16 protein-coding genes are annotated in these 17538 nt (G+C 67.4%); 7 read left to right on the top strand and 9 right to left on the bottom strand.

What is annotated here, in order from left to right; all coding sequences use genetic code 11:
- Positions 1-747 precede the first annotated feature (747 nt).
- On the top strand, positions 748-1674 hold the full coding sequence (locus BO221_RS33480) for a hypothetical protein (RefSeq protein WP_073564927.1): 927 nt from the start codon (positions 748-750) through the stop codon (positions 1672-1674).
- Positions 1675-1823: 149 nt separating this feature from the next.
- On the opposite strand, the gene BO221_RS33475 is transcribed toward BO221_RS33480, so the two are convergent.
- The 7 genes from BO221_RS33475 to BO221_RS33440 form a co-directional block, all read right to left on the bottom strand.
- The gene (locus BO221_RS33475) at positions 1824-2714 is read right to left on the bottom strand and encodes a hypothetical protein (protein WP_143195827.1); all 891 of its coding nucleotides are present in this window, start codon (positions 2712-2714) and stop codon (positions 1824-1826) included.
- Positions 2715-2841: 127 nt separating this feature from the next.
- A complete protein-coding gene (locus BO221_RS33470; RefSeq protein WP_073560226.1) occupies positions 2842-4509 on the bottom strand; it encodes an IS66 family transposase in 1668 nt (555 codons plus the stop codon).
- A 48-nt stretch (positions 4510-4557) separates the two neighbouring features.
- Positions 4558-4869 (bottom strand): IS66 family insertion sequence element accessory protein TnpB, encoded by a 312-nt coding sequence (tnpB, locus tag BO221_RS33465; protein WP_198956079.1) that lies wholly within the window; start codon positions 4867-4869, stop codon positions 4558-4560.
- A gap of 26 nt (positions 4870-4895) precedes the next feature.
- Positions 4896-5285 (bottom strand): transposase, encoded by a 390-nt coding sequence (locus tag BO221_RS33460; protein WP_073560120.1) that lies wholly within the window; start codon positions 5283-5285, stop codon positions 4896-4898.
- Positions 5286-5566: 281 nt separating this feature from the next.
- Positions 5567-5947 (bottom strand): DUF2379 family protein, encoded by a 381-nt coding sequence (locus BO221_RS33455; RefSeq protein WP_073564925.1) that lies wholly within the window; start codon positions 5945-5947, stop codon positions 5567-5569.
- A 449-nt stretch (positions 5948-6396) separates the two neighbouring features.
- Positions 6397-7461 (bottom strand): hypothetical protein, encoded by a 1065-nt coding sequence (locus BO221_RS33445; RefSeq protein ID WP_073564923.1) that lies wholly within the window; start codon positions 7459-7461, stop codon positions 6397-6399.
- 9 nt (positions 7462-7470) lie between these two features.
- Positions 7471-8232: an MBL fold metallo-hydrolase gene (locus BO221_RS33440; RefSeq protein ID WP_073564922.1), complete on the bottom strand. Its 762-nt coding sequence runs from the start codon at positions 8230-8232 to the stop codon at positions 7471-7473.
- An 81-nt stretch (positions 8233-8313) separates the two neighbouring features.
- On the opposite strand from BO221_RS33440, the gene BO221_RS33435 reads away from it, so the two are divergent.
- The 5 genes from BO221_RS33435 to BO221_RS33415 all read left to right on the top strand — a co-directional run bounded on the left by BO221_RS33435 (position 8314) and on the right by BO221_RS33415 (position 12789).
- A complete protein-coding gene (locus tag BO221_RS33435) occupies positions 8314-8727 on the top strand; it encodes a YbaN family protein (protein ID WP_233166365.1) in 414 nt (137 codons plus the stop codon).
- A 78-nt stretch (positions 8728-8805) separates the two neighbouring features.
- Positions 8806-9324, top strand: a complete 519-nt coding sequence (locus tag BO221_RS33430) for an RNA polymerase sigma factor (RefSeq protein WP_073564921.1) — start codon at positions 8806-8808, stop codon at positions 9322-9324.
- Complete coding sequence (locus BO221_RS33425) at positions 9321-10016, top strand: zf-HC2 domain-containing protein (protein WP_073564920.1); 696 nt, start codon at positions 9321-9323, stop codon at positions 10014-10016. Before BO221_RS33430 ends, BO221_RS33425 begins: the two co-directional genes overlap by 4 nt.
- A complete protein-coding gene (locus BO221_RS33420; protein WP_143195826.1) occupies positions 10013-11836 on the top strand; it encodes a caspase family protein in 1824 nt (607 codons plus the stop codon). The genes BO221_RS33425 and BO221_RS33420 overlap by 4 nt, the downstream gene beginning before the upstream one ends.
- Before the next feature lie 59 nt (positions 11837-11895).
- The gene (locus BO221_RS33415; RefSeq protein WP_073564918.1) at positions 11896-12789 is read left to right on the top strand and encodes an alpha-ketoglutarate-dependent dioxygenase AlkB; all 894 of its coding nucleotides are present in this window, start codon (positions 11896-11898) and stop codon (positions 12787-12789) included.
- Here the strand turns inward: BO221_RS33415 and BO221_RS33410 are convergent.
- The gene (locus tag BO221_RS33410; protein ID WP_143195825.1) at positions 12774-14072 is read right to left on the bottom strand and encodes an AAA family ATPase; all 1299 of its coding nucleotides are present in this window, start codon (positions 14070-14072) and stop codon (positions 12774-12776) included. The two genes, BO221_RS33415 and BO221_RS33410, sit on opposite strands and share 16 nt — an antisense overlap.
- Positions 14073-14269: 197 nt before the next feature.
- Here BO221_RS33410 and BO221_RS33405 point away from each other — a divergent pair, with 197 nt between their 5' ends.
- The gene (locus tag BO221_RS33405; protein WP_233166364.1) at positions 14270-16480 is read left to right on the top strand and encodes a M4 family metallopeptidase; all 2211 of its coding nucleotides are present in this window, start codon (positions 14270-14272) and stop codon (positions 16478-16480) included.
- Positions 16481-16549: 69 nt separating this feature from the next.
- Here BO221_RS33405 and BO221_RS33400 read toward each other — a convergent pair whose 3' ends face one another.
- Positions 16550-17530: a hypothetical protein gene (locus BO221_RS33400; RefSeq protein WP_233166363.1), complete on the bottom strand. Its 981-nt coding sequence runs from the start codon at positions 17528-17530 to the stop codon at positions 16550-16552.
- Between the last annotated feature and the right edge of the window lie 8 nt (positions 17531-17538).

Below are 17538 nucleotides of genomic sequence, written 5' to 3'. Positions count from 1 at the left end.
CTCAACCCCTCCCCGCACTCCACCCCTGCAGCGCCTTCGTTTGGGCTGACTGCTTGAGTCAGCTTCTCGCGACAACTCCGTTGACACTCACCGGGGCTGCGTTGGTGGACTCGACGGGGGAAGAGGTGGAGCTTGGAGGCGCCAATTGCCGCGACTGGCGCTGACGCTGTCGTGGTGGGCCTTGCGGGGGGGCCCGCGCAACTCGTCTGCCCCTGTGCGCTCAAACTCTGGGAGGCAGGGGGGCCGCGTACCGTCACCGTAGGGAACGTCACTTTCCCGGTGAGCCTGAAGACAGGACCATGAGCACGGTGCCTCAAGGGGTGGAGCGCCCGCCGATATCCGGGAAGCGCAAGCGCCTATCTCGGTAGGAAAGGAAGATAGGCGCGCTGCTCGGAGGGGCGCCTCGCAATACGCTGCTCTAAGCAGCCTCCCCGGGTTGACCTGCCCGCTTATTCGCTGGGAAAAGAGTGAGGACACTACTTGGCGATGCTCCACTTCGCTCTGGTCCTCATCACTTGGTTTCACACTCCCCTACTGAAGTAGGCTCTTAGCGCGGAGCTCAGGGTCGAATAGACCATCGCCCCATTTTTTCTTCCTATGCGCAAACCTCCAACATATAGTCACACGTCCCCATTTACTGAAAGAGGCTCTGTGATTGACACGATAGGTTCGCGTAACCACACCGCTCTTAGCGCAATGGCGTGTGCTTCCCCTTACACCTCTGTGACTCCACACCGGAGTTTCAGAATGCGGCAGGTATTCATAAGCATCCTCTGGCTCGTCAGCTTGAGCGCATGTGCAGCAACACAAGCACCGAAAACCCTTGCCGAGCGCTCTACGTCCTATAGCTATATCCCGCTTGACCCGCTGCCCATTGCGCGGCGACTTGGGGATAGTTGCGAGATCCAGACTGACAATAAAACAAACCTGAAGCCCCTCCTTGAGGCGTTGCCAGATCAGGCTGTCCGAATCGCCGTAGGTACATATGACGCTTCTGGCACGCTTGTATTTGGTCCTGCGAAGATCGGCGTTAAAGGACAATCCTACCAAGTGGTCCTAGACTATGTCAGCGTGGATGCCACCAATGTACCCGTCTACATTGAGCGCTGGTTCTACGACGACAAAGGCACCCGTAAAGAAGCATCCGTATTTGACGAGAGCGTAGTGCACAAGACGCAGTACCGTGTGCATCGAGATCCAAAAACCGAGGACTTCATTTCAGGGAAAGAAGCCCCGTCGATTGCCTCCTTGCCTGGAGACCGTGTCGTCATTCCGGTCTATGTTGGCGTGGGCTTACGACTGACGGCATCAGTAACCGTTACGAAAGGAGAAGCGAACCTGTCCAGTCTTGGGGCTATCGCCGCCGAAGCGCAGGCTGGGAAATTGACGGGATCCCTGGTCGTGCAGACCCTGGGGGTCACGGGCAAGACCGTAGCCACGACACTTCCGCTACCAAGCGAATTGAATTCAACCACAATCTCTAACGCCATCCTCGCACTGGGGGCGATCAAGGCCGTCCTGTACGATCCGAACACTCACATTACACCTCGTGTGGTCGGAATATACAATCCTGTCGGAGGTGGTCAGCAGATCGTGAACGGGATTATTTCTATTCTGGCCAATGAGCGGATTCCTTGGCACCAACCATGTGTGCCTCCCGGAAGCGGCAATTGACGGGGCCCGCGCTCACTTCTTGGTCCGATGGGTAGCCTGACAGGAGTGGGCCTACCGAAATAGGCTCTAAGCGGGTTCGATTCCCGCCGCCTCCAGAAGTATCCCGCTGCTCCGAATCGCGCGGCCCCTTCTGTTGAGAGAGCGCGACATCATGCATGGGGAAATTTGCGCAGAACCTCGGCGGCCTCCTCGTACATCCTTGCAAGCACCTCGTCCTGGGGCTTGTGTTGCTCCAACAGGTCGGCGTCCTCCCGCCGTCCCACGTACACGAGGAGGGTCGCGGCCTTGATGATGCGAACAGTCTCCGGGGCAGCAATCATTCTCCGAGCCACCTCGCGCAATATGGTGCGCGCATTGGATGGGAGTGCGGGAAGGAGGCGCTCGCGGTGCAGGAGCAGGAGGGTAAACAGGCGATCACAGAAGCGCCTCTCCTGCCCTTTCTTCGTGGATGCCGTTTCGATCATCGACCCGGCCAGGAAGATGAATGAGGGAATCACAGGCTCCAGTTCTTCTGGCACCGCCTCATCCAACACGGTCAGGACTTTGGTCTTCTGCTCGACGGGCACCGACCCATCTTCAATCCACACCCACAGCTCTTGCAGAGAACTCTCCAGCAAGCGAAGGAGCGCCCGCAGACCCTCGGACGCAGGTGGGGAGATCCGCTCCAGTGCCCCGCGAACAGCGGGAATCAACTCTGGATGCCGCTTGCGCCAGAGCGCGTAGACCACGTCATCCACATCGGAGCCCTCTGGCGCACCAGCGGCCAACCGGTTCAGCCTGCGTACGAGGGTTGCCCTCAAGCTGGCAATCTCGAGCTGGCTGAGTGCTTGAGTAATGACCTGCACGACGGATGAGGCATCGGAGTCTCCTCGCGATTCCTCCAGGAGGAGTTGTTGTTCCAAGCGCCTGGCGCTCGTAGGACCACCCAGTTCCTCCAAGGCGAAGACCGCTGCCTGCCGCACCTTCCCATCGGGAGACTGGAGCATCTGCTCCAAAACGCCGTGGACTCTTCCAGGCTGCGCCTCGCGCAATGTCATCACCAGGGAGCGTGCCCTCTCCTGCTCTCCCCAGCGGAAGGCATCAACGTAAGCCTCCGGTCCAGCCCATGGTGTCGGCCACCGAGGAGCGTGGCACGGTGGCCGCGTGATGGACGGCACATCGACAAGCCTATCGCTGCTGAGCCTGCTGCTGGGCCCACGCCTCGGGGAGGAGCTCCGCGAGGCGGGAGGCGGGGAATCGGGTATCGCCGAGCTTGGGCAGCACGTCGCGGAAGTAGGCCCACGGGTCCATGCCCAGCCGGTAGCAGCTGAGGACGAGGGAGTAGACGTTGGCGGCCCGGTGTCCGGCCGCGTCGCTGCCCAGGAAGAGCCAGTTCTTGCGCCCGAGGACAATGAGCTTGATGAGGCGCTCCACCTCCCCGTTGTCCACCGGCAGACGCCCGTCCTCGAGGAAGCGGCCGAGGGGGACAGAGCGGTTGCACGCGTAGGCAATGGCCTTGCCCAGAGGCGTCTTGGGGGGCACGTGCGGGGCCCACTGCGTAAGCAAGCCGAAGAGTTCCTCGTATACAGGCAGACTGTGCGCGAGGCGCAGGGTAAGGCGCGCCTCGGGAGAGAGCCCCTCCTCCTGAGCCTGCCGCTCCACGGCGTACAGCTTCTGGACGAGCGTGAGCACCGTGCCGCCGCGAGCGTCGCCGGCCACGTAGGCGCGCTCGAAGCCACGCCGGGCGTGCATCCAACAGCCCACCTCAATGCGTGGGGAGGTGGGGCCGAAGAGGGCCTCGTAGCCTTTGTAGCCGTCCACCACCAGGTAGCCCCGGAAGTCGGCCAGCACCCCTTGGGGGCCCTTGCCACTCCAGTCGGGGGTGTACTCCACGAAGACGTTGCCGCCCTGGCCCACGTACGGCCAGAGGTGTCCGCGCTTGACGCCGCGGGCATCCTCCCTGTCCAGCACGCGCACTCCGGTGTCATCGGTGTGCAGCAAGGCGTCCGCCAGCGTGCGCTGCTTGAGCTGCGCCACCACGGGCGACAGCAAGTCACTGGCCCCGGCCACCCAGTCGCCCAGAGTGGAGGCGGGCAGCCTCACACCGTGGCGTTTGTCGAAAATGGCCTGCTGGCGGTGCAGGGGCAGCCCGTCGCGGTACTTGCCCACCAGCAGCTGCGCCAGCAGCCCCGGGCCGGGCAGCGCTCCCGGCAGTGGCGTCTCACCAGCGGGCGCGGCGGCCACCCCCTCCTTGCAGCGCTGGCACGTAAGCTTCGGGCGCTTCTCCACTCGCACGAAGAAGCGCGCCGGCTCCAACTCCAGCCGTTGGCTTATCTCCTCGCCCATAGGCGTGCGCTGTTGGCCGCAACCCGGGCAGACGCACTCCTCGGCCGTTGGCTGCACCAGCACCTCTCGCCTCTCCAGGTGCGCGGGCAGGGCCTGGGCGCCGCGTAGGGGCGGACGCTTGGGTGGCTTCCTCGGTGCGTCAGCCGGCGGGGCCGCCGGGGCGGCTGCCTGTGCGCCGTCGGCGGTGGCGGGCACGGCCTCTGGCTCGGCGGACTGCTGCTGCGTGAGGAATGAGAGCAGGAGTTGGAGCTGATTGGCGGCAGTCTTCTCACTGCGCCGCCCGTACAGCTGCCGCAGTGCCTCCTTGAGTCGCACCACCGTGGAGCTGTGCTCCTCGCGTAGCCGGCCCAACAGGCCCAACAACATCTCAATGGCCTGCTCGCCGCGGTCCTCCGTCAGCAGCTGCAGCATGTAGGCGCGCACCGCCTCCATGTCATCCCCCTCGAAGGCGGGCGGCTGGGCTTCTTCCCGCTGGCCCCTCTCTTCTTCGCTCCTGACGGCGGAAGTCATGCGCGCCTTGCCTATGCACGAAGTCATGCCCGGCGCGCAAGCGCGGACTCAGTGCACCTCGCCTCTCCGTACCGCGCTGCTGGCCTCCACCAGCGACAGCAGCTCCGAGAGCTGCCGTACCTCCAGGTGCACCGCGGCCTGGCCCTCCACGGGCGAAGGCACCCGGAAGCGCCCCGCCTCCAGCCTCTTGCTGACGGTGCAGTACCCGTTGGCGTCCCAGAAGAGAATGCGCACGAAGTCCCTTCTCCTGGAGAAGAAGACGAACAGGTGGCCCGACTTCGGCTGCTGCCCCAGGCTGCCCTCCACCAGCGCGCTCAGCCCGTCGGCCTGCTTGCGCATGTCGCACGGCTGCGTCGCCACCCAGATTCTCACTCCCTCCGGTAGCTTCAGCACCCCTGCACCGCCTTCACCGCTCGCAGCACCCGCTCCACCAACTCCTGGCTGGCTCCCACCTCCACTCGCACCCTCACCCCGCCCACCTCCACCCGCACCGCCTCCCCTTGCTCCCGCCCCGCCTCGCGCCTCTCGGCGGGCGTCACCTCCACGGGCACGAAGGACATGGCCGTCCTCGTCCCCTCCTTCCCTTCTCGCCTGCGCGTCCAGAAGCGCAGCCTCTCGCGCGGCAACCCGTGCTTGCGCATGAAGGCCGACTGCGTGCCTCCTTCCTCCTCCCAGGCTCGCACCACCTGCTCTGCTACCTCCGGTGTCCACCTCGGCCGCCGCGCTGCTTCCAACCACGCCGGCTCCGTCTTCGTCGTCGCTGTGCTCGTCGTCATCTCGCCGCGCACTCTGCGGCCCCTCATGCACCGACACTACCTGGGCTGGATCGGAGGCTTACGGCACAACAACCACCACACGTTTCCGCGCTCGGCGCGGCTGGGAATCCGCTGGTGGGAACTGGATCTGGGGTGGGGGTTCCTCGCGCTACTGCGTGCGCTGGGGCTGGTCACTGACGTCCTCGAGCCGGGTGAGCAGTCACGTGCTCACCACGCCCAGCCTCTTCCCTCGGATGGACCGAGTATGTCACCTCTGCCTTCAAGGTAGGGGAATGATGAGTCTACTCCTCGGGGTCGTCCACGTAATCCAGCGCGGTCTTGGCCTGCTCTTGGTAGAGGGGCACGACCTCGACAGCCAATACGTCCTCCAGCACCTTTCGTGCTCCTGCGATGTCTCCTGCCTTCTTGCGACGAGCGGAATCAACGAGCGCTCGGGATAGCCGCCGACTTCCCTCGAAAATCCGACGGCGCATTTCTCGCACGAGTGTTTCTGCACCCGCATGGGAGAGCAGGGCGCTTTCCTGATTGTCACTGCTGATCGCCACGTCTCGCGCCACGCGTCGGCAGAGGTCGAGCGTGTCAGCGTCGAACTCTATCGCTTCATTCCGCTCAAGCCTGGCATACAGCCCAAGTACCCTGTCCCAATCGTGGGGCTCACCCATTCCAGCATCACCTCGTTTGTTGCCAGCACATGTGGTAGGGCCATTGACGCTGTCCCTCACACCATCGAAAACAATCGTAGCAGGGGCCCACCCAGCGCGGCTTCTTCTGGTCTCTGCACAGGACGTAGGTGCCTTGGCAGTGCTCCCGCCATCCCTCGTCGGGATCATCTGACTTTTCCTCCTCGCCTTCCCCTGTTCCGTCATCCGCCCTTCGTTGCAGGGCGATATCGACTCTCACCCCGGCCTGTATTGCTGCCTCTATGTCCGCTGCGGTGGCGCCACAGGCGCCCACGGGGTCGAATGGGAACTTCTTGATACAGCAGGTCATCGAATTGTCGCAGTCGGTCAGGCCCACAGCGGCAGTTCCAGCCGAGCAACCCGATATCAGCACGGCCCACAGCGCGGTAGCCCCGCAGGGGAGGGCCCAATTCAGGCTTTTCATTGTCCGCTCATTTCGGCCAGAACGTCACCGCCCGCGCGTTCTCCGAACTCCAGACGAGCTTCTTCCCCCGGTACATTCGCGGATGTCCGCCGGAGTCCGCGAGCGAGATGAGCAGGAATGGCCCCCGCGATTGGATGCTGACCAGGTCGTTCTCTCGGAACGTGTGATTGGGAAGTGCGACTGCCTTTCCCTTGTCCACCCTCCGCAGCAGACCGGTCGCCAGCAATTCCTCTCCAAAGGGCGTGCCCCAGACCGCCAGCGTGAAGCCACCACGCACCAGAGCGGCCCACTCGCCATCCGGCTGCTCGGGGGTGAGTGCGTACAGTTGGTCCAGTAACTGGTCGTCTTCGATCTCCCTGGGGGCGAAGCGTGGGTCCAACACGCGGCTCGACCGTTCACCCAATTCCTTGCGGAGTGGCAGGACGCCGGTCCCCGAGGACTCGTCGCTTGCCTTCATATCCAGTCGCGTCCACGCCCCTTCCCGCCAGGCGAAGGCATGGGCCAATAGCGCGCGGCTCGTGGTGCCAGTGAATCCGAATCGGATGATGTTTCCATCCACCTCCATCGCTCCTGCTCGCTCCTGTTCTGGAGTGGGCTTCTGGACGGTGAGCCCGAGCAGTCTGCCCTTGGCATCGAAGCCGAACTCGATGAGTTCTCCCGAGCCGGGCAGGGGGAGTTCCTCGGCACTGCCCGTCGCCAGGTCCACGAGGAACAGGCGGTCGCGGAACGCGGGGGAGGGGAATTTCTCCGGGAACGTGGGCTTGCCCACCACGGGCTGGCTGACTCCCCCGCGCCAGAACCGCGCCACGCCTTGCTTGCCATCCCGGCTCAGCGCGGTGCTCGCGCCCTGGCATTCCACCGCGAGCTTCGCGATGACCCGGCGCGCCGAGGTCAGGGCATCGACCTGGGCCCACTCGCAGCCATCACCCGCGGGTTCGAGCAGTGACAGGGTGGCATCGGTCACTGCGGGTGCCGGTGCCGCCTTCTCCGTCCGGGCCGGGCGTTCCTCCTGAGCGTGGGCCATGGGCCCGAGCAGCAGCGAGGCGAGCAGGAAATGCTGGAAGGCCTTCATGTGTGTCCCTCAGTTCGCCGCGAAGTCGCGGAGCGGTGCGAATCCGGGCAGCACCCCGGTATGTGAGAAGACGATCTGCTTCACCTCCTCGGGCTTCAGCTTCGCCGCCAGCGCCTTCAGCGACGCGCGGTTCTGCTCCACGCTGTCTGTCACCGGCCACTTGGCGCTTACGAGCTTGCCGTCCTTCGTCGCATCCGCGCTGTCGCCCAGGAAGAGCACCCCGTTGACGAGGTACGCCGCGCTGCCCTGGGTGTGGCCGGGGATGGAGAACACATGGATGGACAGGTTACCCACCTGGATCGTCTCGCCGTCCTTCAGCGCGCGGGTGACCTGCACATCGCGGCCGGTGGGCGGCAGGTGCCGGAGGATGGGGCTGTTGCTGCGCGCTTTTCCCTCGGCGATGGGCACGTCCGCCTCGAGCGCCATCACCTCGGCCTTCGGGAAGAGGTGGCACCCGGCGATGTGGTCCGCGTGCCCGTGCGTGAGGAGGATGGCCTTCACCGCGTCCGGCCCGAGGCCGCGCCGCTTCAGTTCGGCCAGGACGATCTTCCCCTCGGAATCATTGCCCGAGTCGATGAGCACCACCGCGCCCTCCCCGGCGTCGAGCACATCCACGCTGACGTGGCCGTCCTTCACCACCCGGGCGAAACCCTCCAGCTCCCGGCCATCCGGAATCTCGCCGTTGCCAGCGAACATGACCACGAACAGCGCCACCACCCCCAACACGGGGACAAGCAGGAGCAGACCGGCGATCTTCAACACGCGCTTCATCGTCACCTCGAGCGGCCCGAGGGGCCGGTGGAACAGTACCCCAGAGTGCTATAAGGCGCGGCCATGCCGGGGGATCCATCCATGCAGCGGGGACAGCCGGGCACCGGCCAGGCGGAGACCTCCCGCTTCCGGTACGCCTTCATGGCGCTCGGGTTCGTCTGTGTCGGGCTCGGGATGCTGGGCGCGTTCCTGCCGGTGCTGCCGACGACGCCCTTCCTGCTCGTCGCGTTGTGGGCGTTCTCGCGCAGTTCCCGCCGTTTCCACCATTGGTTGTACACGCACCCCCGTTTCGGGCCCCGGCTCCGGGAGTGGCGCGAGCACGGCATCATCCCGGTGAAGGTGAAGGTGAGTGCGGTCTCCGCGATGGCCATCAGCTTCGGCTTCATGGCCTTCGTCGTGCGGGTGAAATGGCCCGTGCTCGTGGCAACCGGGGTGTTCATGCTCGTCGGCGCCACGTACGTGCTCAGCCGCCCGAGCCGCCCGCCCGGGCCGTGAGGCCGTGTCCGCTTTTTCCGGGGCATTTCGTTGTACGGGTGAATGCTCCAGGAAACCTCATGCCTCCTACTTCCCACCATGAGCGCGCGGCCACGTGAGGGTGCGTCGGCCACCGTCACGGCCGCGTATCGCCAATACTTCCCCCTGCTCCAGAACAAGTGCGCCCGGGCCCTCGGAGACGCGGCGGAGGCGGAGGAGGTGGCCCAGGAGTCCTTCATCCGCCTGTGGCGCTCCGGCATGGCCCAGCGCCCCGTGCGCGAGGTGGTGCCCTGGCTCTACCGGGTGAGCACCCGGCTGCTCATCGACAGGCTCCGCGTCCGCCAGCGCCGCCAGCCGGTGGAGATGTCCGCCGCGCTGCAGGACACCACCGCCCACCCCGCCCCCAGCATCGAGTCCGTGCTGCAGGTGCGCCAGCTCCTCCAGTCCCTGGCCTCCAGCCTCCCCGCCGAGGAGCTCGAGGTGGCGCTGCTGCACCGGGTGGACGGCCTCACCCAGACGGAGATCGGCGAAGTCACCAGCCTGTCGGATCGCACCGTGCGCCGCATCCTCACCCGCCTAGAGGCGCGGCTGGGGCCCTGGCGCGAGGAGGAACGATGAGCACCTCCCACCCTTCCTTCCTGGCGCTGGATCGCGCCGCGCTCGGGGACATGACGGAGGAGGTGAGGGCCCACCTCGCCTCCTGTCCCCGCTGTGCCGGGCATGTCGATTCCCTGGGCCGGCCTCCACCGGTGCCGTCCTGGGCCGTGGCGCTCGCCAACGAGCCGCCTCGCCGCGCTCCCTCGCTCCTGGCCCGAATGGCACCCTGGGGTGTGGCGGCGCTCGCGGCGGGGCTCGCGCTGGTGCTGTGGGTGCCTCGGACGGCGACGGAGACGCTCCCCGCCCCGATGGCCGGCCTGCGCAGCAAGGGCAGCCCGGCGGTGGCCCTCTACGTGAAGACCGGGGACGCGGTGCGCCTGTGGGACGGCGAATCCCCGGTGGCCGGGGGAGACCTGCTGCGCCTCAAGGTCATGCCCGAGGGCTTCACCTGGCTCACCGTGGCCGCGGCCGAGGGGAACTCCTGGCAGGTGCTCCATGAGGGCCCGGTGCCCGAACGGGGCGAGACCCTCCTGCCCACCAGTTGGCGGGTGGAGCCCGGCGAGCAGCCCGAGCGGCTCCTCGTCGTCCTCGGCCACGCGCCCGTCTCCTCCGGTTCCCTGGCCTCGCTCCACGAAGAACCCACGCGCAACGAGTCGCTGTGGGTCCTCCCGCTCTCCCTCTCCAAACCCTCTTCGCAGCCCGCTTCGCCATGAACGCACTGCTCGCCCTGACCCTCGTTGCCCTCACCGCGGCTCCGGCCGACACCGGCGCCCCGCGCGTGAATCGTCTGGCCGTGGTGGTGGGTGCCAACCGCGCCGCTCCCGGACGCACGCCCCTGCGGTTCGCACACCGCGACGCGCGCAACCTCGCCTCCGTGCTCGTCGAGGCCGGACAGTTCGCCCGGGAGGATGTGCTCGTGCTGGAGGACCCGGAGCCCTCGCGTGTCCTCGCGGCGCTGGACTCCCGGCTGGAGCGGCTCGGGAAGGAGGGCCGGGAAGGGATGCTGCTCTTCTACTACTCGGGCCACTCGGATGAGGGAGCGCTCTATCCCAACGGTAAGCCGCTGGCGTTGAAGGAGCTCCGGGCGCGGCTGGAGGACGGACGGGCCGCGGTGCGCGTGGGCATCCTCGATGCCTGTCAGGGCGGGAGCTGGACGCGCGCCAAGGGGCTTACCCCGGCGGCGCCCTTCTCGGTGGAGGTGCCACTGGCTCTGTCCAGCGAGGGCTCGGTGTTGCTCGCCTCCAGCACGGGACAGGAGGCCTCGCACGAGACGGATGCACTCCAGGGCTCTTTCTTCACGCACCACCTGGTGGCCGGCCTGCGCGGCGCGGCGGACGAGGGTGACGACGGACAGGTGACGGTGGGCGAGGCCTTCGCCTATGCCCAGCGTCTCACCATCCGTGACACCTCGCTGCACGGCGAAGCGGTGCAGCACCCCAGCTTCGATTTGCGGTTGCGCGGGCGGCAGGACCTGCCCCTCACCCGCCTGGCCAGCGCGAGCAGCACGCTCGAGGTGCGGCAGGAGCTGGGCCCGTTGCAGGTCATCCAGCTGCACACCGGACTGGTGGTGCTGGAAGTGCCCGAGGGCCGGCGCGCCCTGCGCATGGCCCTGCCGGTGGGGCCCTACCTGGTGCGCCGCAGGACGTCACAGGGGACATTCGCCCGGGAGCTCCAGGTGGAGGCCGGCAAGACGGTGACGGTGCACGAGGAGAACCTGGAACTGGTGGGCGCGCCGGGGCTCGCCGCCAAGCGCTACGCCCGGCCGCTGGCCGCCACCCTCACCACCCTCCCGGCTGGCACCCACGCGGTGAGCACGATGGTGTCGGTGGGTTACGGCGAGCAGTGGGTAGGACCGCAGCCCGGCCTCCTCTCCAGTCCACCGAACCTGGGCGTTGGCTACCGCGTGGGGCTGACGGAGCGGTTGGAGCTGACCGTGTTCGGGTTGCCCGGCGTGAAGCTCAGCCCCCCGCAGAAGGTGTTCGTGGGGATTCCCTCGCCGAAGCTCTCCTACCGTCTGGGGGAGGTGGGCCGGTTCGAGTGGGTGCCTTCCATGAGGTTGGCTCCCGGCGCGCAGCCCGGGAAGTGGCCCGAGGGCCTCGGGCTGGAGGCGGAGTTGCAGACGCGGTGGTGGCTCTCGGGCTCCAGCAGCGTGCACGTGGAGGCGTCGGTCCACAGCTACTTCCGCGCTCCCTGGTACGTGTCTCACTACTTGTACGACAATCCCCAACAGGTGAATTCCTCCCTGGGGGCCGGGTACTCCGTGACGCTGGGCGAGGTGGTGACGTTGGGCATCGGCCTCGGGGTCTCGACCGCCATCTTCCTGGGGCCCCTGCGCCTCGCGGATGGCAGCGTCCAGCATGTCGATCTCTGGGATCCGCTCTCGTACCGCATTGGTGGGGGTGTCGGCTCCCCGTTTCCCCTCCTGTCCATCCACCTCAACGACGTCTGGACCCTCACGGCCGATGCCTCCGTGTCCTGGGCGAAGAGCGGCTCGGGGACCGGCTTCAGCGCCGGCGTGCTCGCCACCTTCTGAGCCTGGTGGTGCCTGGGGAATCCGCGGGGCCGCCGCGGTGTGGTAGGGGAGAGACTTCCATGGCGCCTCCTCCCCGTTATGGCCGTTCCCTGGCCCACAAGGCCCGCCAGCGCACTCCGGGCCACCATTACAACGCGAGCTTCCTCCCGGCGGCGGAGCGCGCGGAGATCCTCGCGTGGCTCGGTGCCCTCCATCCCCTGTGGGAGCAGCGCTACTCCAAGCACTTCCCCCCTCCGCCGGGGCAGGAGCAGCGGAGGCTGTTGCGGCCGGTGTACTGGCTGGGCAACTGGCAGTTCGCCTGCCTCGACTACTACCGGCCGCCCAAGGGCGTGAAGGACCGCTGCGTCAAGGCCGAGCCCTTCCCGGCGGTGCTCCAGCGCCAGGTGGACAAGGTGGAGGCTCTGGCGCGCCGGATGTTCCGCGGCCCGGACATGCCGCCCCGCTGGCACCTCAACACCTGCCTGGTGAACTTCTACGGCAGCCGCCTCGAGGATGGGCGCTGGGTGGACACCGCGCGCGTGGGCGAGCACAAGGACTTCGAGCCCGGGCCCGTGGCCTCGCTGTCCTTCGGTGAGCGCGCCCTCATCCAGTTCGTCACCTCTACCCGCCCGGGCGAGCGCGACGAGGTGGTGCTGGAGCAGTGGCTCGATGATGGGTCGCTCCAGCTCTTCGGGGGCGCGCGCTGGAAGGACCAGACGTTCCACCGGGTGCAGCGGGTGGACACGCGCGCCGGCCACCAGCTTCCGCCCGAGCTGCCGGACTTCAAGACCCGGCGCATCAACCTCACCTTCCGCTACGTGCCGGACGAGCACGTGACGCCCTACGCGCAGCTCTCACCCGAGGCCCGCGAGGACGTGCGGCCCTACATGGAGACGCTCGCCCAGCACAGCGCGTTCTTCCGGAAGGAGCTCGAGCGGGAGCGCGAGGCGCACGCGCCTCACCACAACCCGTGAGTGCGCAGCAGCGTGGCGAGCGGGGTGTCTCCCCGTTGGTACGCGCCGAAGAGCTTCGCGGCCGTCTCCGGTGACGGGTTGGCGCACACCTTCCACTCGCGGCCCTCCCGGAGCTCCGTCCCGCAGTGGTGCAGCGAGGCGCGGACCTCCTCGGGGGAGCCCAGGGGGATGTGCTCGAAGAGGGACGGGCTCTGGCTGGTGAGGAAGGACTGCCGGCGGCCCAGCTCCTTCACACAGGCCTCCACCTGGCGCGGGTGCAGGCTGTTGGCCAGCTCGTCGGCGATGACGAAGTCCTCGTTGACGTCCAGGTAGTAGAGGAAGGACAGCAGCCGCTTCTGCCCGTGGCCGAGCTGCTCCTGCGTCAGCACCACGCCGTCGCGCCGGGTGAAGTGGAAGCCGAAGCGGCCGAACTCCAGCCTCCCGCCGCCCTCGTAGCTGCGCTTGTCCAGCAGCTCCACCCGGAACGTGCCCGCGCTGAAGCCGGCCAGGGTGATGAACCTCGCCAGGAAGCTCCGCTCCACCTCGTCATGGCGGATGTCGATGTGGCCGGCCGGCGGGGGCATCTCGCGCGCCACCCGCTCTCGCAACAGCCCGGGCATCCACGTGGGCAGCCACATCAACCCGAGCGGGAACACCTCGTCGCCCCGCATCTCCATTCCATACTGCGTGTTGCCCATCTGCTGGAACGTCCCGAGCGCCTCGTCGAAGCGCGCGGGGGCGAGCAGGAAGGTGCGGCGCAGCAGCTCCTTGAGCGGCTCGCGGACCTCGGGCTCCAGCCGCTGGGCCGTCATGAAGAGCACCACCCAGACGGTCCGGTCGAGCAGCGACCAGTACATGGTCTGCGAATAGGCGGGCTTTCCGTCCACCTCCCAGGCCACGCCGGTGGCGTCGGCGCGCATCACCAGCCGGGGGCCGGGCGCGTCCAGCTCGAGCACCAGCTCCATGTAGGGCTCGAGCTCCGCGGTGGGCTCCGGGGGACGTGGCGGCAGCAGCGCCGAGCTCGCTCTCGAGGTGCCCGCCGGAAGGGGCTTGCCCGTGGCCCGCGTGTTGCGCACGGTGATGTGGAGCTCCATCCCGGGGAAGTCGAGGGCGTACTCCAGCGAGAACTCCTCGCGGATGAGCCCGGAGAAGTCCGAGGCGAGCACGCGCGAGATCAGCTCCAGCAGCGTGGTCTTCCCGGTGCCGTTCTCTCCGAGCATCAGGTTGATTGCCGGACCGAACACGAGCCCGGTGCCCGGTGCGACGTCCCGGTACCCATGGATGTGGAGCTTCGTGAGCTTCATGGCGGTGCCAACGTGCCTCTTTTTTCTCGGAAAGAGAAAAATCGCGCACCGTGCCACGTCAGCGGTGAACAACCAAGGGGCCACCCGTCCGCGTGTGCACAACGCAATCAGGTGAAGTCGTGAAAAGCATCACAGCGCCTTGAAGTGCAACCAATGGGTATGTCAAGAAAGTCACCTCTACTTCAGAGGAGTGCTCCGTGAGCAACCGGTTCGTGAGGACGTTCTGCGTGGCGTGGCTGGGAGCCAGCCTGGCCGCGTGCGGCTCGATGCAGGAGGGCGAGGCGCCCGTGCAGGGGGGCGATGACGCCGACATCCAGGCCGCGCTGGCCCGCATCCAGGGCGCCCGGGTGCTGGGCACCGACGACGGCGTTCCCTACGCGGTGAAGGGCCAGTTCGGCCGTGCATCCCAGGCCGCGGGGCTGCGCGCGCAGCCGGACGTACGGGGGGCGCTGAGCCTCGTGGCGCCGGTGTTCCGGCTCGATGAGAACGACCTGGTGTTCCGTCGTGCCACCGTGGACGCGCAGGGCCACCAGCACCTGCGCTTCCAGCAGACGAAGAACGGCCTGCGCGTGGTGGGCGGTGAGCTCGTCATGCACGTGGACGCGGCGGGCAACGTCTACGCGGCCAACGGCTCGGCGCGGGATGGCTCGAACGCTTCCTCCGTCGCGAAGGTGTCGCCCGAGGCCGCGGAGGTGGCCGCCGTGGAGAACACCACCGCGCGCATCGCCGCCACCCAGAGCGCGGAGCTGGTCTACCTGCGCTCCGAGGGCAGCTCCGAGCCGCGGCTGGCCTACGAGGTGCGCTTGAAGGGCGAGCGTGACGGCATGCCCGTCCACGATCTCGTCTACGTGGACGCGCAGCGCGGCGGCATCCTGCTCGTCAATCCGCTCATCCACGACGCGCTCAACCGCCGGGTGTACTCGGCCAACAACGGCTCCACCACGCCGGGCACGCTCAAGCGCAGCGAGGGCCAGGCGCCCATCGGCGACGCCCATGTCGACATGAACTACGACATGCTGGGCACCACCTATAACTGCTACCAGACGCTCTTCGGCCGCGACTCGTACGACAACGCGGGCGCCACGCTCATCAGCACCGTCCACTACGGCAGCAACTACGTGAACGCCTACTGGGACGGCACCCAGATGGTGTACGGCGATGGCAACAACTCGGACTCCATCGAGCTGGGCAAGGACCTGGACGTCACCGTCCACGAGCTGACCCACGCCGTGACGGACACCGAGTCGGACCTCATCTACTCGGGTGAGTCCGGCGGCCTCAACGAGTCCATGTCCGACATCTTCGCCGGCGTGTGCGAGAGCTGGACGCGCAACTGGGCCGTGGACGCGGACGTCTTCATGATCGGCGAGGACATCTGGACGCCGGGCACTCCCAACGACGCGCTGCGCTACATGGATGACCCGGCCAAGGACGACGTCTCGCTGGACTTCTACGGCGACTACTCCTCGGGCGTGGACGTGCACTACAGCTCGGGCATCAGCAACCTGGTGTTCTCGCTGCTGAGCAAGGGCGGCGTGCACCCGCGCGGCAAGTCCACCAACGTGGTGCCGGCGATTGGCCCGGAGAAGGCCGGCCGCATCTTCTACAAGGCCAACACGGACCTCTTCACGGCCAGCACCACCTTCGAGCAGGCCAAGACGTACACCCTCCAGGCCGCCGAGGCGCTCTATGGCGCGGGCTCGGCCGAGGCCTCCGCGGTGAACGAGGCCTGGAAGGCCGTGGGCGTGCCGCCTCCGCCGCCCGTGGTCAACCCGCTGTCCAACGGCGTGCCGGTGAGCAGCCTGTCGGGCAGCTCCGGCAACAAGAAGTACTACTCGCTCGAGGTGCCCGCGGGCCAGACGAGCCTGTCCTTCGAGATCAGCGGTGGCACGGGTGACGCGGACCTCTACGTCCGCAACGGTGCCGTCCCCAGCGCCAGCACCTACGACTGCCGTCCGTACGCGAGCGGCAACGCCGAGTCCTGCCCCTTCACCAACCCGGCCGCGGGCACCTGGTACGTGATGCTCAACGCCTACTCCTCCTACTCCGGCGTCACCCTCAAGGGCACGTACGGCGGTGGTGGTGGCGGCGGCGGTGGTACGCCCGTGTCCACGACGGCCAGCGGCACCGTGGCCAAGAACGAGAACGACCGCTTCGGCCCGTACAACGTGGTGGCCGGCACCACCTTCAAGGTGGTGATGACGGGCACGCGCAACCCCAACCTGTACGTGCGCTTCGGCGCGGCCCCCACCACCTCGGCCTATGACTGCCGGCCGTCCCTGTCCGGCGCCTCCGAGACGTGCGAGCTGACCGTGCCGGCGGGCCAGAGCACCGCGCACATCATGGTCCGCGGCGCCGGCTCGGGCACCGCCAGCTACAACCTGGCCATCAACTACACCCAGCCGTAGTCCTGGCGGACGGTAGGGAGTGAAGGGCGGGCGGCTCTCTCCACGCGGGGGGGCCGCCCGTTCCGCTTTTCAGGGGCGGCGACGCACGTTGCCGGGCAGCCGGCGCAGCAGGTTCAACAGCCGCAGCGACGAGTGGAGGCTGCCCTGGACCTCCCACGGGTCCACCTTGTCGCCCCCGTTGGTGAACTGGGGCGAGAGCACGAAGACGCGCACCCGTGCCCGCGCCATCATCCCGTGGAAGCGCGAGTCCCGTATCAGCCCCCCGCTCAACCGCAACTGCGGCGCGGGCTGGAAGTAGTCCAGGTCCAGCGACACCCAATCGGCTCGAGGGACCTCGGGCCGCTCCAGCACCTGCCGCCAGTGCAGCGCCGAGGTATCCACGAACCAGGGGACGAGCGTGGAGAAGCCCACGTCCCGGCCCGTCATCTTCGCCGTCGGATCGGCCTTGGCGGTGGTGAAGAAGATGTCCTCCTCGGTGAGGACGGGCGCCGAGCCCTCCGGCCGCTTCAGCCCCTCGAAGAGCCTCCACCAGGTGGCGGCCTGTGGCGGCACACGCGACTCCAGGAAGCTGTCCTTGCACCAGTCGGAGTGCCGGTCCGCGTGGAAGAGGGTGCGCGGCAGCTCGCCCGTCGTCCGGTAGTGGTACAGGGCCACGTCGAGCATGTGGTGATCGCGCAGCACGTAGTCGGCCTGTCCGGTGGGGCTCCGCATCACCTGGACGTGGCCGCGCATCACCGCGTCGACGTCACGCATCGTCAGCGTGTCGCGCCACGGGGACTCCTCGAAGGTGAGCTGCTGGCCCTCGTAGGGCTTCTCGCCCGCGTCTCCGAGCACGTCCTCGGGGCCCTGCCACCGCTGCACCCGCTGCTCGAAGCGCTCCGCCTCACCGTCCGTGAGGACCTCGCGGGCCACCTCGCGGATGTCCCGGCGCAGGCCGGTACCGGGGATGGCCGGGGAGAAGGCGCCCGCCTGCCCGGGACCCACGGCGCGGAGCTGGAAGGCGTAGGCCGCGTCGGTGGGTTTCTTCCACTCGGAATACCGGATGAGCACGTGCGCTT

This window comes from Archangium sp. Cb G35, assembly GCF_001896145.1.
GTDB lineage: Bacteria > Myxococcota > Myxococcia > Myxococcales > Myxococcaceae > Archangium > Archangium violaceum.
This window is presented reverse-complemented; position numbering and strand designations above follow the sequence as displayed.